Annotated in this window: 20 protein-coding genes; 13 read left to right on the forward strand and 7 right to left on the reverse strand. The window is 59.2% G+C overall.

The window, feature by feature from the left end; genetic code table 11:
• Positions 1-24: 24 nt before the first annotated feature.
• From ACI3K0_RS15235 to ACI3K0_RS15250, 4 genes are read right to left on the reverse strand one after another with little or no spacing between them, the layout of a single operon-like run.
• Positions 25-1,134: an ABC transporter ATP-binding protein gene (locus ACI3K0_RS15235; RefSeq protein ID WP_404945558.1), complete on the reverse strand. Its 1,110-nt coding sequence runs from the start codon at positions 1,132-1,134 to the stop codon at positions 25-27.
• A 12-nt stretch (positions 1,135-1,146) separates the two neighbouring features.
• Complete coding sequence (locus ACI3K0_RS15240) at positions 1,147-2,319, reverse strand: glycoside hydrolase family 88 protein (RefSeq protein WP_206826700.1); 1,173 nt, start codon at positions 2,317-2,319, stop codon at positions 1,147-1,149.
• A gap of 4 nt (positions 2,320-2,323) precedes the next feature.
• Complete coding sequence (locus ACI3K0_RS15245; protein ID WP_148146983.1) at positions 2,324-3,160, reverse strand: carbohydrate ABC transporter permease; 837 nt, start codon at positions 3,158-3,160, stop codon at positions 2,324-2,326.
• Between the two features lie 3 nt (positions 3,161-3,163).
• The gene (locus ACI3K0_RS15250; RefSeq protein ID WP_404945559.1) at positions 3,164-4,108 is read right to left on the reverse strand and encodes a carbohydrate ABC transporter permease; all 945 of its coding nucleotides are present in this window, start codon (positions 4,106-4,108) and stop codon (positions 3,164-3,166) included.
• A 222-nt stretch (positions 4,109-4,330) separates the two neighbouring features.
• On the opposite strand from ACI3K0_RS15250, the gene ACI3K0_RS15255 reads away from it, so the two are divergent.
• Both ACI3K0_RS15255 and ACI3K0_RS15260 read left to right on the forward strand, forming a co-directional pair.
• Positions 4,331-6,118 carry a heparinase II/III family protein gene (locus ACI3K0_RS15255; protein WP_404945560.1) on the forward strand — a complete coding sequence of 596 codons (1,788 nt, stop codon included), beginning with the start codon at positions 4,331-4,333 and terminating at the stop codon, positions 6,116-6,118.
• Positions 6,119-6,128: 10 nt separating this feature from the next.
• Complete coding sequence (locus ACI3K0_RS15260) at positions 6,129-6,917, forward strand: carbohydrate-binding protein (RefSeq protein WP_206826704.1); 789 nt, start codon at positions 6,129-6,131, stop codon at positions 6,915-6,917.
• A gap of 32 nt (positions 6,918-6,949) precedes the next feature.
• On the opposite strand, the gene ACI3K0_RS15265 is transcribed toward ACI3K0_RS15260, so the two are convergent.
• On the reverse strand, positions 6,950-7,687 hold the full coding sequence (locus tag ACI3K0_RS15265; RefSeq protein WP_206826705.1) for an FCD domain-containing protein: 738 nt from the start codon (positions 7,685-7,687) through the stop codon (positions 6,950-6,952).
• Between the two features lie 261 nt (positions 7,688-7,948).
• Here ACI3K0_RS15265 and ACI3K0_RS15270 point away from each other — a divergent pair, with 261 nt between their 5' ends.
• Both ACI3K0_RS15270 and ACI3K0_RS15275 read left to right on the forward strand, forming a co-directional pair.
• The gene (locus tag ACI3K0_RS15270) at positions 7,949-8,815 is read left to right on the forward strand and encodes an SMP-30/gluconolactonase/LRE family protein (protein WP_286194741.1); all 867 of its coding nucleotides are present in this window, start codon (positions 7,949-7,951) and stop codon (positions 8,813-8,815) included.
• 56 nt (positions 8,816-8,871) lie between these two features.
• A complete protein-coding gene (locus ACI3K0_RS15275) occupies positions 8,872-10,551 on the forward strand; it encodes an acyltransferase (RefSeq protein WP_404945561.1) in 1,680 nt (559 codons plus the stop codon).
• Positions 10,552-10,570: 19 nt separating this feature from the next.
• Here ACI3K0_RS15275 and ACI3K0_RS15280 read toward each other — a convergent pair whose 3' ends face one another.
• The gene (locus ACI3K0_RS15280) at positions 10,571-11,470 is read right to left on the reverse strand and encodes a LysR family transcriptional regulator (RefSeq protein ID WP_148146996.1); all 900 of its coding nucleotides are present in this window, start codon (positions 11,468-11,470) and stop codon (positions 10,571-10,573) included.
• A gap of 119 nt (positions 11,471-11,589) precedes the next feature.
• Between ACI3K0_RS15280 and ACI3K0_RS15285 the strand changes: the two genes are divergently transcribed.
• On the forward strand, positions 11,590-12,522 hold the full coding sequence (locus ACI3K0_RS15285; RefSeq protein WP_404945562.1) for a VOC family protein: 933 nt from the start codon (positions 11,590-11,592) through the stop codon (positions 12,520-12,522).
• Positions 12,523-12,577: 55 nt separating this feature from the next.
• On the opposite strand, the gene ACI3K0_RS15290 is transcribed toward ACI3K0_RS15285, so the two are convergent.
• The gene (locus tag ACI3K0_RS15290) at positions 12,578-13,141 is read right to left on the reverse strand and encodes a hypothetical protein (RefSeq protein WP_206826707.1); all 564 of its coding nucleotides are present in this window, start codon (positions 13,139-13,141) and stop codon (positions 12,578-12,580) included.
• Positions 13,142-13,361: 220 nt separating this feature from the next.
• Here ACI3K0_RS15290 and ACI3K0_RS15295 point away from each other — a divergent pair, with 220 nt between their 5' ends.
• From ACI3K0_RS15295 to ACI3K0_RS15330, 8 genes are all read left to right on the forward strand, one after another.
• Positions 13,362-14,273: a helix-turn-helix domain-containing protein gene (locus tag ACI3K0_RS15295; protein WP_210349063.1), complete on the forward strand. Its 912-nt coding sequence runs from the start codon at positions 13,362-13,364 to the stop codon at positions 14,271-14,273.
• A 457-nt stretch (positions 14,274-14,730) separates the two neighbouring features.
• Positions 14,731-15,423: a hydrolase gene (locus ACI3K0_RS15300; RefSeq protein ID WP_148147001.1), complete on the forward strand. Its 693-nt coding sequence runs from the start codon at positions 14,731-14,733 to the stop codon at positions 15,421-15,423.
• A 66-nt stretch (positions 15,424-15,489) separates the two neighbouring features.
• On the forward strand, positions 15,490-15,780 hold the full coding sequence (locus ACI3K0_RS15305; RefSeq protein WP_206826708.1) for a XapX domain-containing protein: 291 nt from the start codon (positions 15,490-15,492) through the stop codon (positions 15,778-15,780).
• On the forward strand, positions 15,780-17,762 hold the full coding sequence (locus tag ACI3K0_RS15310) for an amidohydrolase (protein WP_206826709.1): 1,983 nt from the start codon (positions 15,780-15,782) through the stop codon (positions 17,760-17,762). The genes ACI3K0_RS15305 and ACI3K0_RS15310 overlap by 1 nt, the downstream gene beginning before the upstream one ends.
• Positions 17,763-18,091: 329 nt before the next feature.
• Positions 18,092-18,535 (forward strand): DoxX family protein, encoded by a 444-nt coding sequence (locus ACI3K0_RS15315; protein ID WP_206826710.1) that lies wholly within the window; start codon positions 18,092-18,094, stop codon positions 18,533-18,535.
• Entirely contained in the window at positions 18,532-20,136 is a 1,605-nt protein-coding gene (locus ACI3K0_RS15320) for an MFS transporter (RefSeq protein ID WP_183685637.1), read from the forward strand. The genes ACI3K0_RS15315 and ACI3K0_RS15320 overlap by 4 nt, the downstream gene beginning before the upstream one ends.
• A 313-nt stretch (positions 20,137-20,449) precedes the next feature.
• The gene (locus ACI3K0_RS15325; RefSeq protein WP_183685820.1) at positions 20,450-21,286 is read left to right on the forward strand and encodes an alpha/beta fold hydrolase; all 837 of its coding nucleotides are present in this window, start codon (positions 20,450-20,452) and stop codon (positions 21,284-21,286) included.
• Between the two features lie 220 nt (positions 21,287-21,506).
• On the forward strand, positions 21,507-22,511 hold the full coding sequence (locus ACI3K0_RS15330; RefSeq protein WP_206826711.1) for a LysR family transcriptional regulator: 1,005 nt from the start codon (positions 21,507-21,509) through the stop codon (positions 22,509-22,511).
• Positions 22,512-22,560 lie beyond the last annotated feature (49 nt).

Consider the following 22,560-nt stretch of genomic DNA (forward strand, 5'->3'; position numbering starts at 1 on the left):
GGCCTTCCTCCAGACTCGATCTCCTCAATAGAGGATCGAGCGTTCCGTTTCCTTGTCGAACAGCTGCATATTGGTCGTATCGACAATCAGCTTTGCCGTTTCGCCCGTCTTCGCCTTGAAGCGCGGCGAGACACGAACGGTCATCGCCTTGTTTCCGGCGGTGATGTTGAGATGAATCTCGGACCCCATCGGTTCTGCAAGATCGACCACGGCGTCGAACGGCGCGATATTGTCCGGGTTGATGTCGCCCGGCGCCAGTTCGTGAAAGTTTTCCGGGCGAATGCCGACGATGACTTCCTTGCCTTCATAAGGGGGGATGCGGGCCTTGTCGAAGCTTGCCGGGATAGGCAGCACGCGGCCATCGAACACGGCGACATAACCTTCGCCGCGCTTCTCGATCTTCGAAGGCAGCATGTTCATCTGCGGTGCACCGATGAAGCCGGCCACGAACATGTTGATCGGGCGGTCGTAGAGGTTCTGCGGCGTATCGACCTGCTGGATATGGCCGTCGGCCATGACGACGATACGGTCGGCCATGGTCATAGCCTCGATCTGGTCGTGGGTCACATAGATGAAGGTCGAGTTCAGCCGCTTGTGCAGCTTGGTGATCTCGGCGCGCATCGTGCCGCGCAGTTTTGCGTCGAGGTTGGAGAGCGGCTCGTCGAGCAGGAACACTTCGGGATTGCGCACCATGGCGCGGCCCAGCGCCACGCGCTGCCGCTGTCCGCCGGAAAGCGCCTTGGGCTTGCGGTTCAGAAGATGCGTGATGTCGAGGATTTTTGCCGCTTCCTGCACCTTCTGGTCGATGACCTCACGCGAGGCTTTCCTGAGCTGAAGGCCGAACGCCATGTTCTTGTAGACCGTCATATGCGGGTAAAGCGCATAATTCTGGAACACCATGGCGATGTCGCGGTCCTTGGACGGCACGTCGTTGACCACATCGCCACCGATGATCAGTTCGCCGCCGGAGATTTCCTCGAGACCTGCGATCATGCGCAGCGTCGTGGATTTGCCGCAACCGGACGGGCCGACCAGAATGATGAATTCCTTGTCGGCGATTTCCAGATCGATGTCATGAACAACGGTCAGTGCACCGTAGGTCTTGTTCAATTTCTTCAGTGAAATGCTGGCCATCGGTTTACTCTCTCACCAGTATGAAGACCACGAACGCGACAGACGCGTCAGGGCTTCCATGTAATAATAGTCACCCCAGGACACGCACTCGTCGACGCCTTCGCCGCGGCAGGTGTTGTAGGGAGATTTTTTGGAATAGGTGCCGTGCAGGACCAACCCGTTCGAAATCGCGGGATCTTTCACGGCGTAATGATCGGCAAGGCTTTTGATCATCCGGCGGGCGAGATCGCGGTAACGATCGGCCGCCTCGCCACCGACAAGATCCGCCATTTCCAGAAGACCGCAGGCAACGATCGAGGCCGCCGACGTGTCGCGCGGTTCGTTGTCGCCGTCGGAAAACACCATGTCCCAATAGGGCACCATGTCCGCCGGAAGCTTGTTCAGATAGAAAGCCAGAAGCCGGTCGAACGTGTCGCGATATTCGTCGATGCGCTCGTAACGATAGGAAAACGCCATGCCGGCTACGCCCCAGGCCTGACCGCGCGCCCAGAAACTGTCGTCTGCATAACCCTGTTTGGTGGCGCCGCGCACCGGCGCGCCGGTCACCGGGTCCATATAGAATGTGTGGTAAGTGGAATCATCCGGCCGCACAGAGTTTTTCAGTGTCGTGCGAGCATGGATCAGCGCGATATCGCGGTATTTCTGGTCGCCGGTCTGTTCGGTTGCCCAATAGAGCAGCGGCAGGTTCAGCAGGCAATCGATGATGTAGCGGTATTCCTCCGACACGCCCTTGCGGCCCCAGGCCTGAATGAACTGGCCGATCGGCTGGTAACGCTCGATCAGCTGGTCGGCGGCCAGCAGCGCTGCCTTGCGACCATCCTCATCCCCCACCAGTTTCCATGCGGCGATGCAGGAAGGCGAGTAGAGGAAGCCCATGTCGTGGTGGTCGGTTTCGATGCGGTTTTCGATCCGGTGCAGAAAGCTCTGCACCTGGATCTGCGCCGCATACTGAAAGGTCTTGTCGCCGGTATGCTCGAAGGCCAGCCAGATTTCGCCCGGCCAGAAACCGGCAGTCCACTGGTTGTTGGCAACGGGCGGGTAGAAATTGTTCACGCTCGAATGGTTCTGGGCGCTGTAGGTAAATTCCGTCAGATTGCGACGGATCTGCGCCACAGCGACGTCGAGAGCAGCTTTCACCTCTTCATCGGTAATCGGCTGCGGAGCGATGGAGGAAACGGCATTCATGAACTTAACCCTTCAGACCGGAGGATGCGACGCCTTCGACGAAGAAGCGTTGCAGCGACAGGAAGACGATCAGGACCGGGATCAGCGCCACCACGGAGGCGGCCATGATCAGCCCGTATTCGGCCGAATATTGCGAGATGAACATGCGCAGGCCGATCTGGATGGTCTTCAACTCGGTCTTGGTCAGGTAGATCATCGGCCCCAGAAAATCGTTCCAGGTGGTGACGAAGGTGAAGATCGTCAGCGTGGAAAGTGCCGGCTTGGAGAGCGGCAGCATGATCTTGGCCCAGATCTGGTATTCGTTCATGCCGTCGATACGGGCTGCTTCGCAAAGCTCGGTCGGGATCGACATGTAGAACTGGCGCATCAGGAACACGCCGAAGGCGGTGAAGGCCTGAAGGCAGATCAGCGCCAGGTGCGTGTTGTTGAGGCCGAACTCCCGCATCAGCAGGAACTGCGGCACCATGTAGACCTGCCATGGCATGGCGATGGTGGCGATATAGCCCAGGAACAGCGCGTTCTTGTAGGGGAAGTCCAGCTTGGCAAAGGCATAGGCCGCGAAGCTTGAGGTGAACAGCTGCATCAGCGTGACGATGATCGTCAGCTTGGATGTGTTGTAGATGAACAGCGCCAGCGGAATCTTAGTCCAGATATCGACGTAGTTCTGCCACTGCGGGTTGGACGGGATCCATTCGATCGGGAAGACGAAGACTTCGCTGCTCAGTTTCAGCGAGGCCGACAGCATCCAGGCGAAGGGAAGCAGCATGATTATGGTGATCAGGATCACCGTCATATAGATGGCGGCGAGTTTCCCGGTGAGTTTCTGGCCGGCAATACGCATGGCTCAGTCCTCCTTCTGGCGGCGGAACTGGATGACGGTGATACCCAGCACGAGGAAGAACAGGACGAGCGCGATCATGCTGGAATAACCGAGATCCCAGGAGACGAATGCCTCGTTATAGATGTGATAGACGAGTACGAGGGTCGAGGTGCCGGGACCGCCCTGCGTGATCATGTAGATCTGGTCGAACACCTTGAATGACTGGATGGTCAGCATCACGGTGACGAAGAAGGTCGTCGGGCCCAGCTGCGGCACGGTGACATAAAGGAATTTCTGCCAGGCATTGGCGCCATCGAGATCGGCGGCCTCATAGAGCTCGGAATTGATGCCCTGCAGGCCGGCCAGATAGATGACCATGAAATAGCCCATGCTCTTCCACACGCCGAACAGGATCACGGTGACCATCGCCCAGTGGCGGTCGGCGGCCCAGCCTGGCATATCCTTCGGGTCAAGCCCGAGCGTGTAGAGAAGCATGTTCACCGGCCCCATTTCGGGGTTGAAGATCATGTTCCAGACGACTGCCACAGCTACCAGCGAGGCGACGTAGGGGAAAAACATCGCGGTGCGGAAAAAGTCGCGACCGAGGATTTTCTGGTTCAGAAGGATGGCAAGGCCGAGCGCGCAGGCAAGCGTCGCTGGCACTGAGACCACCGTATAGATGATCGTGTTCCAAAAGGCGGCGATAAACGCCTTGTCCTCGAAAAGGCGCCAGAAATTGTCGAGGCCAGCAAAGGTCATGGCATTGCTGCCGTCCCAGTGCATGAAGGCCAGCACGAAGGCGAACAGAATCGGGCCAAGCGTGAAGACGGCAAAGCCTAGGAAATTCGGGGCAATGAAGGAATAGGCGACGAGCGCGTCCTGCGCCCTGCGACGACGTCTGGACACGACCTTGCGTCGTCTCGTCACGATCGGCGTGTCGCCGGCGGCAAAGGTAGAGTTAGCCATCATACTCCTCCGAGAAAAGATGCCGCAGACAACGCTTCTTCGTGAGCCTATCCGCAGATGCACGGCAAAAAATTGATCTGCCTTCCGTGCCTCCTCCCACGATCGACATATCATATCCACGACATTGGTCAAACAACTTCTAAATGGATAATATGAATTCTGTAGAAAAGCCAAAATACATATGATAGGCGATGTCTCACGCAGTTTTGATGGCAGGAGGAAACGATGTTTCGCGAGGCTGCAGCGCACATCCCTTCGGTTTTCCCAGAGTTTCTCCCCGGTGCTCGATTTGATGATCGAAATGCATGGCGGGGCGTCGCCGATGAATTGAAGGCGCATGTGCTCAATGATGCCGAAGCGGCATCCGGTCGCAGATGGTCGGTGATCAGGGCCGAGGACTACCGGCAATTCTCGATTACCGGCAACAGGGCGGATTTCGAGGCGCTGTATTTCTCCCGTCGGCGGATGCTGAACGATCTTGTGCTTGGCGAACTGGTCGAGGGCGCAGGCCGCTTTTTGCCGTCGATCGTCGATGGCGTCATGTTGATCTGTGAGGAAAGCGGCTGGCAGCTTCCGGCGCATAATTCCTATGAGCGCGGCGGCGTGCGCCATGCCTTGCCGGATGTCGAGCGTCCGGTCATCGATCTTTTCGCCGCCGAAACCGGTGCTTTGCTCGCCACCGTGGCCGCTCTCCTCGGCGGGCCGCTGGATGAGGTCAGCCCCATCGTCCGACGCCGCATCGAACATGAAGTGCATGTTCGAATTCTCGCCCCCTATCTCGGGACTCATTTTTGGTGGATGGGCAACGGTGCGGAGCGCATGAACAACTGGACGGCCTGGATTACCCAGAACGTTCTCCTCGCGACCTTCAGTCTCGATACCGATGATCAATTGAAGCGCCGTGTCGTGGAAAAAGCGCTCGGCAGCCTCGATTGCTTCATCAAGGATTATGCGGAAGACGGCGCCTGCGAGGAGGGCGTGGTCTATTACCGGCACGCCGCTCTTTGCATGTTCGGCGCCATGACGATCCTGGATACGGTCGCGCCCGGCTCCATGTTGTTGCTTTGGGGTGCACCGAAGATCCGCAACATGGCGGAATACATACGCCATATGCATGTGGACGGCCGCTATTATTTCAATTTCGCCGATTCCGCTGCCGTCATAGATCCCTGCACAGCTCGCGAATATCTGTTCGGCAAGGCTGTCGGATCGGATGCGCTTGCGGACTTTGCAGCAAGGGATCTCGCAACAAGCGTAGCGCCGCATCTGCCGGAAGAATGGAACCTCTGGTATCGCGTTCAGGAGCTGTTGACCAATGTGGCCAGACCTGATGCATCGGCGCAGCCTGCTGGCGATGCCGCCTATCCCGGTATCGGACTGTATATTGCCCGCGACGATCGTTTTGCGCTTGCGGTCAAGGGCGGAAATAATGGCGAAAGCCACAATCACAACGATGTCGGCAGCGTCACACTCTACAAGGACGGTCAGCCGTTCCTGATCGATGTCGGTGTCGAGACCTATACGGCGAGGACGTTTTCGTCCTGGCGTTACGAGATCTGGACGATGCAGTCCGCCTTCCACAATCTTCCGACATTCGGTGGTGTTATGCAGTCGGACGGTGCGGCCTTTGCCGCGCGCGACATGCAGGCGGAATTTTCGGCCGAAGTTGCGGAGATCTCGCTCGATATCGCCGCTGCCTATCCGCAAGAGGCAAGGCTGCGCGCCTATCGCCGCAAGGTTTCCCTGCGCCGCGGCCATGGTGTGGAGATCGCCGATGTCCACGATGGAGACTTGCCCGCTGTCCTGTCGCTGATGACCTGCGATGAGCCGGTTCTTCGTGGCGATTCGGTTCATGTGGGCGAATTGGGCCGCATCGAGATCGAGGGAGGCGGAGAAGTCGAGATCGAGGCGATCGAGATCGACGATGCTCGCCTGGCGATTTCATGGCCCTCGAAAATTTATCGGCTGCGCATTCCGCTTATCGGCAAGCAGCTGAAATTGCAGATCGTCTGAGGAGGACGGAATGGAACTGAGACTGAAGGTGATCGGCGCGAGCGGCGTGGTACGCGCTGAGGCGGCAAATGGCGACGAAGCGTTTCTGATCTTTCGCGGCGCCTACGAAGATGGGGATTATGTGGTTGTCGAAGCCTCGGAAGCGGGGCATGTCGTGCTTGCGCTCGATGATGCGATGAGCCCGACACTCGTCTACCTGAAGGGCAGGGATTACGCTCTCGCTGTTCCCTTCGATATCCGCCGTGCGCCCTATTCGCCCCGCGCTTTCGATGGCGAGCTACATCGCCTGCATGTCCGCAAGGCGCGCCCGGAAGAGGTGGCGCAGCGCCGCAATCTCGCGCTCAATCCGTGGGATGACAAGGGCAATAAAACGCTGTTTCCGCATGCAGAAGCAAACGTCCAGACCCGCGGCGAGACCCAGTTTGCCGCCCGAAATGCCATCGATGGCGAAAAGGCCAATGATGACCATGGCCGCTGGCCCTATACCAGCTGGGGCATCAACATGGACCCGGCAGCGGAACTGACGGTCGAGTTCGGCCGGCCCGTCAAGGTGGACGAGATCGTACTCTATCTGCGTGCCGATTTCCCGCATGATGCCTGGTGGAAAAATGCCAGCGTCACGCTCTCGAGCGGACAGGTACACAGCTTTCCTCTGGTGAAAACCGGCAATGCGCAGAGTTTCAGGATCGAAGAACAGCAGGTGGAGTGGGTCAAGCTGCATAGCCTGATCAAGGCCGAGGACCCGTCGCCCTTCCCGGCATTGACGCAGATCGAAGTATGGGGTCGCGATATAGGCTGAGCCTATCGTTAGTCCCGGTTGGTCAGCGAGGGTCAGCCGGGGATGGCACGCGAGTTGCGTAGCAGTTCGCGATAGCGGGCCTGGCTGCCTCTCAGGTGGTCGCGCATGGCGTTGCGTGCGGCCTCTTCGTCGCGATCTGAAATCGCCATGACGATAGCTTCGTGTTCCTTGTGTATCAGGCGGCGATAGGCGGTCTGCTCGGCAAAATCCGGGTCCGGCAGCGGGCGTGATTGAGGGATGACGGCGGTGCCATGAAATTCCAGATGCTGGCGAAACAGCGGATTGTTGGTCGCCTCGGCGATTGCAACGTGAAGCGCCAGATCGGCCTCACGGATCGATTCATCTTCCTCGATGCAGCGCAGGACCTGCCTGTGACATTCGAAGATCGCCTCTTCCTGCGCGGGCGAGCGACGCGCAGCGGCAAGGCCGGCCGCCTCGATTTCCAAAGGTGCGCGGACTTCCAGCACTTCGAGATCGGACGATACGCGTGCCTTGTCGACAATTCGGGCCGGTGTCATCTGAAAGGCCGGATCGAGCACGAAAATACCTGCACCTTGCCTGACCTCGACAATGCCATCCGATTTGAGCGCGGCAACGGCCTCACGAATGACCGTGCGGCTCACCTTGTGGGTTTCGGTCAGCTCCACCTCGCTCGGCAATTTCTGCCCGGGCGAATACTGCCCGCTCGAAATGGCGTGCCGTAGGCTTGCCCCCACTTTTGAAACCAGTGATCCCGGTCCCTTTTGCCGAACCTTGGTCTGGACCGTCACAGCTGTTCCTCGCGATACCGCGGATAGGTCGAACCGATTTCCGACATATCCGCATGCTTCCTAAATAGGTATGACAAATTTCAATTATTATCAATCGCAGAAAGATGATCTCCAGAGGTTTTGCGTCCAATTGACGCTTTTAAGTTGAGGGAAACGAAAGCTGGACGCAGGTATTTGTCTGCTGTATCTCTCGAAATCGAGCGCAGCCATTTTAGTCATATGATGACATGCGCGGCAGCATTTCGGGAGGATGCAGGCGTCATGGCCATGAATGACATTTTCGATCAGCGTCGTTGCGAACTCGGGGAGGGTGCCTTCTGGCATCCGCAGCGTCAGCAGTTTTTCTGGTTCGATATCGTCAACAATCTGCTCCTGAGCCGGGACGGCGACAAGCCGCTTGAATGGGCATTCGGTGAAAACGTGTCGGCGGCCGGCTGGCTTTCCACCGATGAATTGCTGATTGCGGGAGAGAGCGGCCTTTCGAGCTTCAATCTCGTGTCGGGAAAGCGCGCGTCTGTGGCTGCATTCCCGCATGATCCAAGCCTGCGCTCCAATGACGGGCGAGCAGACCCCTATGGCGGTTTCTGGATCGGCACGATGGGCAAGCGCTCGGAACAGGAAGCCGGGGCAATCTGGCGCTACTGGCGCGGCGAGTTCCGCATTGTCTTCGACAGGATCAGCATCACCAATGCCATCTGCTTCGACGCAGAGCGCTCGCTCGCCTATTTCTCCGATACCCGCCTGAAAAAGATCTGGCGCGTCCGGCTGGATGAGCAGGGTTGGCCGTCGGGCGAGCCGGATCTGTTCGTCGACCTGACCGGGGCCGGTCTCAATCCGGATGGCGCGGTGATCGATGCCGCCGGCAATCTGTGGAGTGCCCAGTGGGGCGGGCGCCGCGTTGCCTGTTACGCATGGGACAGCGGAGAGGAGATCGCTGCCGAATATTTCGAGGCGACGCGCATATCGTGCCCGGCTTTCGGCGGTGCGGATATGCAGAGCCTTTTTGCCACATCGGCCTGTCAGGGCATGAGCGCCGAAGCGCGCGAGGCCGAGCCGCTGGCCGGCATGACCTTCGAGCGCAAAGTCTCGGTGCGCGGAGTGAGCGAGCCGCAGGTGATCCTGGGCTGACACTTGTTGCTCCGGCAGACTGAACTTGATGCTGCAGGCATGAATAGGAAAATCGGATGAACCACGCAACGCACGCAGATCCTGATGCTGACGAGGGGGTTCTGAAGCGCAAGGCGCGGCTGGAATTCATGACCTGGGAGCGCCAACCGGCCGAAACCGACAGTGCCGACCAAAGGGCGTTGAAGCAGAAGCTTGCGCGCTCCGCCAATGCGCAGATTGCCGACACGGCTTATATAGCCAAAGACGCCCGCATCTTCACCACGTCGCTCACCGTCGGCCACCGGTCCTGGATTGCGGCCAATGCGCTCGTTCGCGGAGATATCGAACTCGGCTCGAACTGCTCGGTCAATGCCTATGTCTGCATTTCGGGAAAGGTTCGTTTCGGGGACGGCGTACGTATTGCCTCGCTAGTCTCGATCGTCGGCTTCAATCACGGCTTCGATGACCCGGATACGCCCATCAATGACCAGCCGCACGAGATCAAGGGTATCGTCATCGGCGACGATGTATGGATCGGCGCCAATGCAGTCGTTCTCGATGGCGTGACGATCGGCAATGGAGCGGTGATCGCGGCGGGTGCTGTCGTCAACAAGGATGTGCCGCCGCTGGCGATCATGGCCGGCGTGCCCGCAAAGCTTGTCCGCCGTCGTGGGGAAAAGCCGGTATCTGCGAAATCCCGCCGGAGCGAGGTGGAAAAAGCACTTCGTTCGATCAGCGACATGGCGGAAAGCCAGTGGCGGGACGTTCTGAGCCACTATCGCCGGCCTGAAGGTTATGTCTCGCCGGATGCCAGCGGTGTCGCCAGCGAGAGTGCGCGGCATCAATGCGACGCGATCGAAATTGCCGCAGGTTTTGGTACTCCGCCTTCCGGCGACGAGGCAAAGGCGATCCTCGATCGCCTGCAATCGATGCAGGACTCGCAGACCGGGTTGTTTCCCGATCCCTACACACCCGCCGATCCGTCTCTGCCGGTTCTGGAGGATAACCTCTCACTCTATAACGTGCTGGCAGTCGGCTACGCCCTCGAAATTCTTGGGTCCAAACCGCAATATCCGATCGCCAGTGCTGAGATGGATGTGGTTTCCCTATGTGATTGGCTGGACGCATTGCCGTGGAAGAACCGAGCCTGGCGCTGTGGCGATCGCATCGATGGCATCGCGACGGCGCTCTATTTCAATGCGCGCTATTTCGAAAGTGGCAAGGGGCGAGGCAGGGGACGAGAGGTTCTGTTCGGATGGCTGGCAACCCATGTCGACCGCGCCACCGGCCTTTGGGGCGGGCCGACTGCGGAGCAGGGGCTTCTCCAGCCGATCAACGGTTTCTATCGCCTCACACGCGGAAGCTATGCGCAATTCGGTTTGCCTGTTCCGCATCCGGAGGCTGCGATCAATTCGGTTCTGGCCCATTATCGGAATTATGAGGGCTTTTCCGCCGAAAACTACAACGCCTGCAACCTGCTCGATACGATCCACCCGCTCTGGCTTTGCCTGAAACAAACGGATTTCATGCGCGCCCAGGCGGAAGCCATTGCGGAAACCATCATCCTGCGTGCGCCGGAGCGCTGGCAGGCGGGAACGGGTTTCGCCTTCGCGGATGGTCAGCAGGCCGGCCTGCAGGGCACCGAAATGTGGCTTTCGACCCTGCATCTGGCCGCCGATCTTCTCGGCCTCAAGGACCAATTCGCCTTCGCGCCGCAAGGCGTGCATCGCACCCGTGCGGCCGGATTGGGAATTTAGCCCGGTCGCAGGTCGATCCTCAATCGAGCATGACCATGTAGGACGCAACCTGCTCCTCGAAGAATTTCGAGAAGGAGGCGATGCGCGGTGGCAGGGCTTGATAGGGCGGATAATAAAGCGTCAGCCAAAGTTCCGGCGGTGCCCAGCCCTGCAGCACATGAACGAGGCGACCGGTTCTCAGATGTTCGGCAATATGGAAGCCGGGCAGCATCGCAACACCGGCGCCATCGGCCGCCATGTCTGCAAGCACTTCGCCATTATTGGCGCTGAAAGCCCGACCGGCTGAGATCGTCATGCTCGACCCGCCATCCGACAGAACCCAGTTCTCCCGCCGGCTCTCGCCGCTATAGGCAAGACAATCGTCAGGCGAAAGCTCGCTCGGATGCTGCATGTCGACAAACCGGCTGCCGGGGGCCGCGACCAGAATGCGCGGCACGACGCGGATTTTGCGCCAGATGGTGAATTTGTCTGACGGTTGCGACGAGATACGGATCGCCAGATCGTAATCGTCGTCGACGATGTTGACGAGACCATCGGAGAGCGAGATCTCGAAGCTCATCTTCGGATACCGTTCCTTGAAACCGGAGAGGATCGGCGGCAGCACTGCCTTGCCGAACCATGTGGGCGCGCTGATCCGCAGTCGTCCCTCATCGGTCTTGTGGGCGTTCATCACATCCCGGCGGGCATTTTCAAGCGACTCTATGGCCGGCTGGACCTGCGCCGCAAAAACCGCGCCGTCCGTCGTCAGTGAAACCTGCCTTGTGGTTCTGACGAAAAGCTGAACGCCGAGATCGGTTTCCAGTGCCGCAATGGCGCGCGTCACCGCCGCCGGCGTCATGTCGAGTTCGCGGGCCACCTGGGCGAAATTTCGCTTTTCGGCGGCAAGCAGAAAGATCCTGAGGGCTTTGTAATCGTTCATCTGATTATTTCAAAAATTGCAACTCAATCGAAAGCAATATTGCAATTCCGCACGCTGATCAATCGGCCTAAATCTCTGTCCACGAACACAGACGAACGCCCAGAAAGAAAGGCACTCAGATGATCAAGGATATCAAGGGACTGCACCACGTCACGTCTATGGCGTCGGATGCCCGTCAGAACAACCGCTTCTTCACCGAAACGCTCGGCCTGCGCCGGGTGAAGCAGACCGTCAATTTCGACGACCCGAGCGTCTACCATCTCTATTACGGTGACGAAAAAGGCTCGGCCGGCACGGTCATGACTTATTTCCCGTTCCAGCACATGATGCTTGGCCGCCCGGGCGTCGGCGAAGTCGGCGAAACCCAGTTTTCGATCCCCAAGGGCGGATTGAAATTCTGGCAGGAGCGTTTTGCTGCACAGGGCGTCGGCGGGCTTGAAACCGATACCGTCTTCGGTTCCAACCGGTTGCGCTTCATGGGGCCGGATGGCGATGCGCTGGCATTGATCGAATCGGCCGATGACAGCCGTAAGCCCTGGCTTGCGGAAGGGATCCCCGATGATGCGGCGATCCGCGGTTTTGCCGGTGCACGTTTCAACCTGCATGACACGGCGGCGACGGAAGAACTGATCGGCTTCATGGGCTATCAGCGTGCCGAGACGGAAGGCGATGTTACGCGCTTCATCATCCCCGGTGGCAACGGTGCCGATACGATCGATCTCGTCTCCCTGCCGAAGACGCCATTTGCCCGTCAGGGTGCAGGATCGGTGCATCATATCGCCTTTGCCGTCGACAATCGCGAAAAGCAGCTCAAAGTCAGGAAGGCGCTGATGGATACTGGATATCAGGTGACGCCGGTCATCGACCGTGACTATTTCTGGGCGATCTACTTCCGCACGCCGGGCGGCGTGCTGTTCGAGATTGCCACGAACGAGCCTGGCTTCAACCGTGACGAAGACACGGCTCATCTCGGCGAAGTGCTGAAGCTGCCGACCCAGTACGAGCCCTTCCGCGACCGCATTGAGGCCAATCTTGAGCCGTTGGCCGCGTAACGGCTGGTAGAACAACAAAAATTGAGACGCCGCGTGTCCCAGTGACCGCGGCGTTTCAATGTTTATGCCGGGAGCGTCCGTAGCGCTTGGCAATATGGGCGTTGAACGCCAGCGCCACATGCACAAGCAGCCGGTCTCGCACATCGTCGGCCATATCGAAAAGCGGCATCAGGGCCGCGCCGATATTCTGCACCGTCCGGTCCTCGATCCCCCGACAGATCAACAGATCTTCGACGCGCGGTTCGCCCGCCTCGTCGGCAAGTTCCACCAGGTGCTGACGTGGAATATGGAAGACAAGCGCTTCGAAGCCGCCGCGTATCGCAATGCCCGCTCCCTGTCTCAGGCTGATCAGGCAGATGGAGCCTTTCGGATAAGACTTTATCGGTGCCGCAGGCCTGTCCGGCCAGACATCGCGATGCTCGACATCGGTCAGATAGAGAACGACGAGAAAGGCATCGTCAGCCGGCAGGATAACCGGCTGGTCACCATCCTCATAATTCCGCCAGAGATGAGTAATCGAAAGCTCCGCTCGCCGCAGCGGTCTCGTCATCATCAATCGGGCATTGTCTGTCCCGAAATATTCAGCAATCCTCTCGCCGACCGGCAATGCTTCACTCACATGCGTCTCGCTTGTTCCCGTATCGGCAGCTTCTGTGCCGTTCGTGGCGGGTATTGAGAAAGGTTGCAGGGTCCAGTTAGCCATTTCGACTGAAGCGGTATGGCGTAATCAATCATAATCGACAATCATGTGCGGTATAGAACGGAATAGACTAAATCTCGCAGCCATGGCATCAAATAGCGTGTCACCCATAAGCGGTTGAAAGAGAAAGTAGTGCCCCTTGCTCCGTAAATCCATTAGCGGGTCGAAATATTCTGCCGGCCAGAAAACCGACAGTTTCGGATGCCCTTTCGACAAACTCTACAAGGATCAATCTCTCCAGGGGGCGGATATCTCTTTTTTCCGCAAGGGCACGCGTGAGAACAGGATCGAGCAGGTCGTAACGCCTGCCAGCGATCGTGGTTTTGCCATCGGCATATCTACGCTTGCCGGTCACACACGCCGGATCTTCCACGAACATCATTCGACCACCCACGCGTTTGAAGAAAATTCGCTCTACATCCGCAATCTCGCCGAGCCCTACAGGGCCGATCTCGTCGGGGCATTCGACATGCTCCTGCTTGAGATTTCCCCTGCGTCGCTGAGAAAGATCGCGCAAGAATCCGATTTTTCCGGCGTCACGATGCTGGAGGCGGAAACTGCGTCGATCGACCCGGTGCTTGCCAACCTGGTGCGCGCGCTCATCCCAGCGTTGGAGCGTCCCGAGGAAGCGAGCAAGCTGTTTGTCGATCAGTTAGCAGCGGCGATCGGAACGCATCTGGTCCAGCGTTACGGCAGCAGGACCCCGGCAAGTTCGCTGCGGTCGAGGAAACTGTCGCGTTCACACGAGGCGCTGGCCAAAAACCTCCTGCTCGAAAACCTCGATGGAGACATATCCATTCTGGATGTCTCGCGTGCCTGCAATCTCTCGCGCGGCTATTTTATCCGCGCCTTTCGCGAAACCACCGGTGTGACACCCTATCAATGGCTCCTCAATGAGCGGATAATGCGTGCACGCGAACTGTTGAAGGGTTCGGAAGCTCCGCTGTCCGAAGTGGCAATCGCTTGCGGTTTCGCTGACCAGAGCCACTTTACCCGCGTTTTCACCAATGTCGTGGGAACAACACCTGGGCACTGGCGGCGGAACGCCTGAGCGGAAGCCGCTGATTTAAACGCTATAGTCCGCCGGCGCTGAGGTTTGCAGCCCCGCGGCCGTTTTTGCCGTCTGTCAAACTAACGTTCCTTACGTTCAATCCGCAGGACTTTAAGACAAGACCCTTGCCGGCAATTAAGCAATTTTCCGCAGAGCTGCCGAATGAGTGTTTGGTGACGGCCAACGATGCGAGCTGTAGAGAAGGTGCAACTACATTGTTTCGAAAATCGTAATTCATTCGTAATTAATATTGCAATTCCGTGAATTTCAAAATCGCTTTAGGTTCCTTCTCAGCAGCCAAGATGAACGAGAGTGAACGGAGCGGCAAAGCCTGAAAGGCTCCGAAAACTTGAGAACTCCTGAAACGAGCGCCGACACCCCGGCGCCCGGCGGGGTGCTGCTGCCAAGTCAAAACCTGCCGCATCAGCGGTTCAACAAACGCCAAGAGGAACCTGAAATGTCCAAGCTCGAAGTCCTGACCCCGAAGAACAGCCAGCTTATCTTCATCGACCAGCAGCCGCAGATGGCTTTCGGCGTCCAGTCCATGGACCGCCAGGTGCTGAAGAACAATGTCGTCGGCCTCGCCAAGGCTGCCAAGATCTTCAGCGTTCCCACCACCATCACCACGGTCGAGACCCTTTCCTTCTCCGGCCACACGTTCCCGGAACTGCTGTCGGTCTTCCCTGAAAACGATATCCTCGAGCGCACCTCGATGAACTCCTGGGACGACCAGAATGTTCGCGATGCACTCGACAAGAACGCAGCGAATGGCGCCAAGAAGATCGTCGTTTCGGGCCTGTGGACCGAAGTCTGCAACACGACCTTCGCCCTGTCTGCAATGAACGACCGTTCCGACTTCGAAATCTACATGGTGGCAGACGCCTCCGGCGGCACCACGTCCGACGCCCACAAGTATGCGATGGACCGCATGGTTCAGGCAGGCGTCATCCCCGTCACCTGGCAGCAGGTCCTGCTCGAATGGCAGCGCGACTGGGCGCACCGCGAAACCTATGATGCCGTCACCTCGCTCGCCAAGGAACATTCCGGCGCTTACGGCATGGGCATCGATTACGCCTATACCATGGTTCACGACGCTGCCGAGCGCGTCACCCACGGCAAGCGCATCGGCCCGAACCCCGCCAACAAGTAAGGCCCGATGAGACCGCTCCGATAGCCCCTGATCGGAGCGGTTTTCTGTCACCGAGGAGGTTTCCCCATGAAAGTCTATCTTCTGTCTCTCGGCGCCGGTCTGCTGGTCGGCATCGTCTACAGCCTGCTCAACGTTCGCTCGCCCGCCCCGCCGGTCATCGCTTTGGTCGGCCTGCTCGGCATTCTCGTCGGCGAACAGATCATTCCCCTGGCGAAAACGCTTCTGGCCAAGGAGCCCGCGGCGATCTCGTGGATCCAGCAGATCAAGCCGCACATGTTCGGTCATCTGCCCAAGGGCAATGAGCGCACTGCCGATATCGCCGGTAGCCAGATCTCATCGACCAAGGAGCAAGGCTGATGCCGACGCGCCGGACCCTTCTCGGCGCGGCGTCCAGCCTCGCCTTTCCCTCGCTTTTCTCGTCGGCCCGCGCTGCCGATCCCGTCAAAACCGGAACCGATACGATGAATCCCGACACCATTCTTCATAACGGCCGGGTCACCACGCTCGACCGCACCAATCCAAATGCTACGGCCATCGCCATCAAGGATGGCCTATTCCAGGAGGTCGGCACCGATGCCGAGATCATGGCGCTTGCCGGTCCCGACACGAAGATAGTCGATCTCAAGGGCAAGCGCGTCCTGCCCGGCCTGATCGACAACCACACCCACGTCGTGCGCGGCGGCCTCAACTACAATATGGAGTTGCGCTGGGATGGCGTCCGCTCGCTGGCGGATGCGATGGACATGCTCAAGCGTCAGGTGGCGATTACGCCTGCGCCGCAGTGGGTGCGCGTTGTCGGCGGCTTTACCGAAAACCAGTTCGCCGAAAAGCGCCTGCCGACGATCGAGGAGATCAACGCGATCGCGCCTGATACCCCGGTTTTCCTCCTGCATCTCTATGACCGCGCTCTGCTCAATGGCGCCGCCCTTCGCGCCGTCGGCTACACCCGTGATACGCCGAACCCGCCCGGCGGCGAGATCACCCGTGACGCCAATGGCAACCCGACGGGCATGCTGCTAGCCAAGCCGAACGCCGGCATTCTTTATTCGACGCTGGCCAAGGGGCCGAAGCTGCCGCTCGACTACCAGGTCAACTCCACCCGCCATTTCATGCGTGAGCTGAACCGCCTCGGCGTCACCGGCGTCATCGATGCCGGCGGCGGCTTCCAGAACTATCCCGACGATTACGAGGTCATCCAGAAGCTCTCCGACGAGAACCAGATGACCGTCCGCCTGGCCTATAACCTGTTCACGCAGAAGCCGAAGCAGGAAAAGGAAGACTTCCTCAACTGGACGTCGTCGGTCAAATACAAGCAGGGCAACGACTACTTCCGCCACAACGGCGCCGGCGAAATGCTGGTGTTCTCCGCCGCAGATTTCGAGGATTTCCGCCAGCCGCGCCCGGAAATGGCGCCGGAGATGGAGGGCGAGCTCGAGGAGGTGGTGCGGGTTCTGGCCGAAAACCGCTGGCCGTGGCGCATGCACGCCACCTATGACGAAACCATCTCTCGTTCGCTGGATGTGTTCGAGAAGGTCAACAAGGACATTCCGCTGGAAGGCCTCAACTGGTTCTTCGACCATGCCGAGACCATTTCCGAGCGTTCGATCGACCGCATCGCGGCGCTTGGCGGCGGCATCGCCACGCAGCACCGCATGGCCTATCAGGGCGAATACTTCGTCGAGCGCTATGGCCACGGTGTTGCCGAGGCCACGCCGCCGATCAAGCGCATGCTCGACAAGGGTGTCAACGTCTCCGCCGGCACCGACGCCACCCGGGTCGCCTCCTACAATCCATGGGTATCGCTCTCCTGGATGGTGACGGGCAAGACCGTCGGCGGCATGCAGCTCTATCCGCGCGCCAATTGCCTCGACCGCGAGACCGCGCTTCGCATGTGGACGGAAAAGGTCACTTGGTTCTCGAACGAGGAGGGCAAGAAGGGCCGTATCGAGAAGGGTCAGTTCGCCGATCTCGTCGTGCCGAGCAAGGACTTCTTCGCCTGCGCCGAGGACGAGATCTCGTTCCTGACGTCGGATCTGACCATGGTGGGCGGCAAGATCGTGTACGGCTCCGGCGACTTCAAGACGCTCGACGAAAGCAACATCCCGCCGGCCATGCCGGATTGGTCTCCGGTGCGAAAGTTCGGCGGTTATGCCGCCTGGGGCGAGCCTGATGGTGCCGGCGCCCGCTCGCTGCGTCGCACGGCGATCTCTACATGCGGCTGCGCCAGCGATTGCGGTGTCCATGGTCATGACCACGCCGGTGCCTGGACCTCGAAACTGCCGATCGCCGACATGAAGGGCTTCTTCGGTGCGCTCGGATGCTCCTGCTGGGCGGTGTGAGGCCGGGGCATAGGGCTGTCGGATAAGAAGCACCCCCCTCTGGCCTGCCGGCCATCTCCCCCACAAGGGGGGAGAAAACCAACCGCAAGCGCCTGACTCGATTGAGCTTCGGCGGATCAGCTGGGTTAAGCCCTCCCCCTTGTGGGGAGGGTGGGGAGGGGCCTTTCTGTCCTAGGTGACAGCCTATTCGATAGATTTAATTGCGATTTTCGCAATTAAATCTGAATTTTTACTGCAATTGTTGGCGGCAATCTTTCCGGCCAATATCGCTCCATCAACAGACAACAGCGCCGCTCGGTTCGACCGGCCAAACCTTAAGAGGAGCAGACATGACCGATCATTCTCCAGCCGCAACGCGCCCGGGCACATTGCTCGCCCGTGTAGTCACCGCCCCTGCGACGCGCAGCATCGCGCTTCTGGCGCTCTGCGCCGCCTATATCCAGGGCCCGCTGACCAAGATCTTCGATTTTAACGGCGCTCTGGCCGAAATGGAGCATTTCGGTCTGCATCCGGCCGGCTTCTTCGCCGTTGCCGTCATCGCCTTCGAACTGACGGCCTCCGCCATGGTCGTGTCCGGCTTCCTGCGCTGGGCAGGCGCGCTTGCGCTGTCGGGCTTCACGCTTCTCGCAACCTTTATTGCCCTTCGCTTCTGGGAAATGGCACCCGGCATGGATCGCATGATGGCGACCAATGCCTTCTTCGAACATCTCGGCCTCGCCGGCGCTTTCGTCATCGTTGCCGCAATCGATCTTACCAAAGGACAAGGCAAATGAGCGCCGCACCCTCCAAATCTGGCGGAGGCAGCTTTGCCCCGCTCGCCCAACCGGTCTTCGCAGTCCTCTGGGCGGCAACGGTTCTCGGCAATACCGGCAGCTTCATGCGTGATGTCGCAAGCTCCTGGCTGATGACGGATCTTTCGGCTTCACCGGCCGCGGTCGCCATGGTTCAGGCGGCGGGCACCCTGCCGATCTTCCTGCTCGCCATCCCGGCGGGTGTGCTCACCGACATTCTCGATCGCCGCAAATTCCTCATCGCGGTGCAGATCCTCCTGGCATCGGTCAGCCTGACGCTGATGGCGCTTGCCCATACCGGCCTTCTGTCGATCAGCTCGTTGATCGCCCTCACCTTCGTCGGCGGCATCGGCGCCGCGCTGATGGGGCCGACATGGCAGGCGATCGTGCCCGAGCTCGTGCCGCGACAGGATGTCAAAAGCGCCGTGGCATTGAATTCACTCGGCATCAATATCGCCCGGTCGATCGGCCCGGCTGCCGGTGGTCTCCTGCTTGCCGCCTTCGGGGCAGGTGTCACCTATGGTGCGGACGTTGCGAGCTATATCGTTGTCATCGCCGCTCTCGTCTGGTGGCCGCGGGCAAAGAACGCCAATGATGCACTTGCAGAAGGTTTCTTCGGTGCATTCCGTGCCGGCCTTCGATACACCCGTGCCAGCCGTCCGCTGCATGTCGTGCTCGCCCGTGCTGCAATCTTCTTCGCCTTCGCCAGTGCCGTCTGGGCGCTCCTGCCGCTCGTTGCCCGCCAATTGCTTGGTGGTGATGCAGGCTTCTACGGTATCCTGCTTGGTGCGGTGGGTGCCGGGGCCATCGGCGGTGCGCTGATCATGCCAAAGCTTCGTCAGCGTCTCGATGCCGACGGTCTTCTGCTCGGTGCGGCTATCATCACCGCTCTGGTCATGGGAGCGCTTGCACTCGCCCCTCCGAAATGGCTCGCCATCGTCGTTCTTCTCTTCCTCGGTGCCGCCTGGATCACGGCTCTCACCACACTCAATGGTGCTGCCCAATCCATCCTGCCCAACTGGGTGCGTGGCCGCGGACTTGCCGTCTACCTTACCGTCTTTAACGGCGCGATGACGGCAGGCAGTCTTGGCTGGGGTGCGGTCGCTGAAGCTGCCGGCATTCAGGGAACGCTGCTGATCGGCGCTGCCGGATTGCTCGTCGCCGGCGTGATCATGCACCGCCTGAAACTGCCGACTGGCGATGCTGACATGATCCCATCCAACCACTGGCCCGAGCCGCTTGTTGCGGAACCCGTCGCCCATGACCGCGGCCCTGTGCTGATCCTCATCGAATACCATGTCGAAAAGCACCACCGTACCGCCTTCCTGCATGCTCTCGACGAACTTTCCCAGGAACGCCGCCGAGACGGTGCCTATGGATGGGGTGTGACCGAAGACAGCGGTGATCCGGAAAAACTGGTGGAATGGTTCATGGTCGAATCCTGGGCCGAGCATCTGCGCCAGCACAAGCGGGTCTCGAATGCCGATGCCGATCTGCAGGGGAAAGTGCTCGCTTATCACAGCGGCCCGGAAAAACCCGTCGTGCGTCACTTCCTGACAATCAACCGGCCCGGTACGGCTTGAGCAGCGATGGAGAGGCGGTGTCCGCCGCCTCTCGTGATAATTTCAAAAATCGCAATTAATTCGAAATTATTGATGCAATTGTTGGCTGCAATATTTTTCGACAATATTCGGTGCATCAGACACGCATACCTTGGCTTTCAAAACCACACGGACACCCCCGGAGTTCAAGATGACCAACACGATCCTCCCCCTCACTCGCCGCGGCGCTCTGCTCTCTGGAGCTGCCGTTGCTGCAACTCTCGCAATTCCAACCTCGTTCACCCTTGCAGCCAATGCTGCATCCACCAAGCACCCCACAGAAGGAAACAAGACCATGGCTTATGTAACCACCAAGGACGGCGTCGAAATCTTCTACAAGGACTGGGGCCCGAAGGACGCCCAGCCGATCGTTTTCCATCATGGCTGGCCGCTGTCGTCGGACGACTGGGATGCGCAGATGCTGTTCTTCCTCTCCAAGGGCTATCGCGTCGTCGCCCATGACCGCCGTGGCCATGGCCGTTCTGCCCAGGTCTCCGAAGGTCACGACATGGACCATTATGCAGCCGACGCATTTGCCGTCGCCGAGCATCTGGACCTGAAGAATGCGGTCCATATCGGCCATTCTACCGGCGGCGGCGAAGTTGCCCGTTATGTGGCCAAGCACGGCCAGAAGGCCGGCCGTGTCGCCAAGGCGGTTCTCGTCTCTGCCGTCCCGCCGCTGATGCTGAAGACCGACAGCAATCCGGAAGGCCTGCCGATGGAAGTTTTTGACGGTTTCCGTTCTGCACTTGCCGCCAACCGCGCGCAGTTCTTCCGCGATGTTCCGGCCGGCCCGTTCTATGGCTTCAACCGTGACGGCGCCAAGGTTCAGGAAGGTGTGATCCAGAATTGGTGGCGTCAGGGCATGATGGGCGGCGCAAAGGCACATTACGACGGCATCAAGGCCTTCTCCGAGACGGACCAGACGGAAGACCTGAAGGCGATCACCGTACCGACGCTCGTCCTGCATGGCGAAGACGACCAGATCGTTCCGATCGCTGATGCGGCACTGAAGTCGATCAAGCTTTTGAAGAACGGCCAGATCAAGACCTATCCCGGCTTCTCGCACGGTATGCTCACCGTCAACGCCGACGTCCTGAACGCCGATCTGCTGGCGTTTATCAAGGGCTGAAATTGAACAAGGGCCGCGGCATTGCATTGCCGCGACCCTTTCTGTCTGCGCCGGATAAGGACGCAGTGAGATTTGTTCCTGTTTCATGACAATGATCAATCTCCCCCTGCTCTCGATGCTTTAGCCATTATTTCGATCCCCCGCCTCGGCGGACGGCATTTCGCAATGCCAGCCCTCAGGCGATCGAAATGAAACGTCTATGCGAAAGAGCCCGGTTCCCATGGCACTTCCTCCCAGCTCCCGCCAGGTGCGCGCCTTTCTCGCCCTTGTCCATCATTTGAAATTCACCCGCGCGGCCCAGGAACTGAACGTCTCCCAGCCGACATTGACGGTGCAGATAAATCAACTCGAGGAACAGCTGGGCATCAAGCTATTCGACCGCAACAAGCGGCGCGTCGAGCTGACACCGGCCGGGCGCAACATCCTGCCGCTGATGGAACGCCTCGCCATGAACATGGACGAGATCCTGCTCGCGGCAACCGACCTCACCTATGCGCGCAGAGGTATAGTCAAGATCGCCGCCCTGCCATCGGTTGCGGCAAGTTTCCTGCCGCGTGCGATCATGGTTTTCCGCGATCAGAACCCCGGCATCGAGATCAATGTCTGGGATGTCGTCGGTGAAGATATTATGAAGCTGGTAAAAGCCGAAGAAGTCGATTTCGGCATTGGCACGCGCATCAGTTCCGACCGGACGATCAAGGTCGAGGATTATGTGTCCGATAGCCTCTGTGCGTTCTTTCCTGTCGACCACCCGCTGGCCAATGCTGCGCCGGTTCTGCAGATCAGTGACTTTGCCTCCTATCCGCTGGTGCTGACGCGAAAAAACAGCACCGTCCGGGTGCTTTTCGAGCGTTCGATGGAGCGTGAAGGCTGCGAGGTGAGCGTCGTCATGGAAGCCAACTACATGTCGACGGCGCTGAGCATGGTGCGGGCAGGGGTCGGCGTCGCCATTCTGCCGACATCCGCCGTCGAGGCAGGGAATATGACAGGTCTTGCCTACAAGCTCGTGGATGCTCCCTGGTTCAATCGCCGGGTGGGCATTATCCGCAAGGCGGACCGTTCACTTCAGCCGGTCGCGCAGCGTTTTATCGAAACCATGCACAGCATGCCGGATCTTCGCACCGACGAAAGTTTCAAATCGGTCCGCAGGCTCGATAAGGTGCCGGCCAGAACATCAGGACCGGGGGGCGGCAGATCGGATGGTTTACTGGCCTCGGCTCCATGAGGCTCGGCCTGATCGGCCGCGGCCAGTCCCGCCGAACTGGCTTTAAATT

Source organism: Rhizobium sp. ZW T2_16 (assembly GCF_044987325.1).
In the GTDB taxonomy this organism is placed as follows: domain Bacteria; phylum Pseudomonadota; class Alphaproteobacteria; order Rhizobiales; family Rhizobiaceae; genus Neorhizobium; species Neorhizobium cellulosilyticum.

What these genes read in the sequence shown, in the direction of transcription:
- ACI3K0_RS15235 (WP_404945558.1), bottom strand. Translation starts at nt 1,134, where the DNA reads ATGGCCAGCATTTCACTGAAGAAATTGAACAAGACCTACGGTGCACTG.
- ACI3K0_RS15240 (WP_206826700.1), bottom strand. Translation starts at nt 2,319, where the DNA reads ATGAATGCCGTTTCCTCCATCGCTCCGCAGCCGATTACCGATGAAGAG.
- ACI3K0_RS15245 (WP_148146983.1), bottom strand. Translation starts at nt 3,160, where the DNA reads ATGCGTATTGCCGGCCAGAAACTCACCGGGAAACTCGCCGCCATCTAT.
- ACI3K0_RS15250 (WP_404945559.1), bottom strand. Translation starts at nt 4,108, where the DNA reads ATGATGGCTAACTCTACCTTTGCCGCCGGCGACACGCCGATCGTGACG.
- ACI3K0_RS15255 (WP_404945560.1), top strand. Translation starts at nt 4,331, where the DNA reads ATGTTTCGCGAGGCTGCAGCGCACATCCCTTCGGTTTTCCCAGAGTTT.
- ACI3K0_RS15260 (WP_206826704.1), top strand. Translation starts at nt 6,129, where the DNA reads ATGGAACTGAGACTGAAGGTGATCGGCGCGAGCGGCGTGGTACGCGCT.
- ACI3K0_RS15270 (WP_286194741.1), top strand. Translation starts at nt 7,949, where the DNA reads ATGGCCATGAATGACATTTTCGATCAGCGTCGTTGCGAACTCGGGGAG.
- ACI3K0_RS15275 (WP_404945561.1), top strand. Translation starts at nt 8,872, where the DNA reads ATGAACCACGCAACGCACGCAGATCCTGATGCTGACGAGGGGGTTCTG.
- ACI3K0_RS15280 (WP_148146996.1), bottom strand. Translation starts at nt 11,470, where the DNA reads ATGAACGATTACAAAGCCCTCAGGATCTTTCTGCTTGCCGCCGAAAAG.
- ACI3K0_RS15285 (WP_404945562.1), top strand. Translation starts at nt 11,590, where the DNA reads ATGATCAAGGATATCAAGGGACTGCACCACGTCACGTCTATGGCGTCG.
- ACI3K0_RS15300 (WP_148147001.1), top strand. Translation starts at nt 14,731, where the DNA reads ATGTCCAAGCTCGAAGTCCTGACCCCGAAGAACAGCCAGCTTATCTTC.
- ACI3K0_RS15305 (WP_206826708.1), top strand. Translation starts at nt 15,490, where the DNA reads ATGAAAGTCTATCTTCTGTCTCTCGGCGCCGGTCTGCTGGTCGGCATC.
- ACI3K0_RS15310 (WP_206826709.1), top strand. Translation starts at nt 15,780, where the DNA reads ATGCCGACGCGCCGGACCCTTCTCGGCGCGGCGTCCAGCCTCGCCTTT.
- ACI3K0_RS15315 (WP_206826710.1), top strand. Translation starts at nt 18,092, where the DNA reads ATGACCGATCATTCTCCAGCCGCAACGCGCCCGGGCACATTGCTCGCC.
- ACI3K0_RS15320 (WP_183685637.1), top strand. Translation starts at nt 18,532, where the DNA reads ATGAGCGCCGCACCCTCCAAATCTGGCGGAGGCAGCTTTGCCCCGCTC.
- ACI3K0_RS15325 (WP_183685820.1), top strand. Translation starts at nt 20,450, where the DNA reads ATGGCTTATGTAACCACCAAGGACGGCGTCGAAATCTTCTACAAGGAC.
- ACI3K0_RS15330 (WP_206826711.1), top strand. Translation starts at nt 21,507, where the DNA reads ATGGCACTTCCTCCCAGCTCCCGCCAGGTGCGCGCCTTTCTCGCCCTT.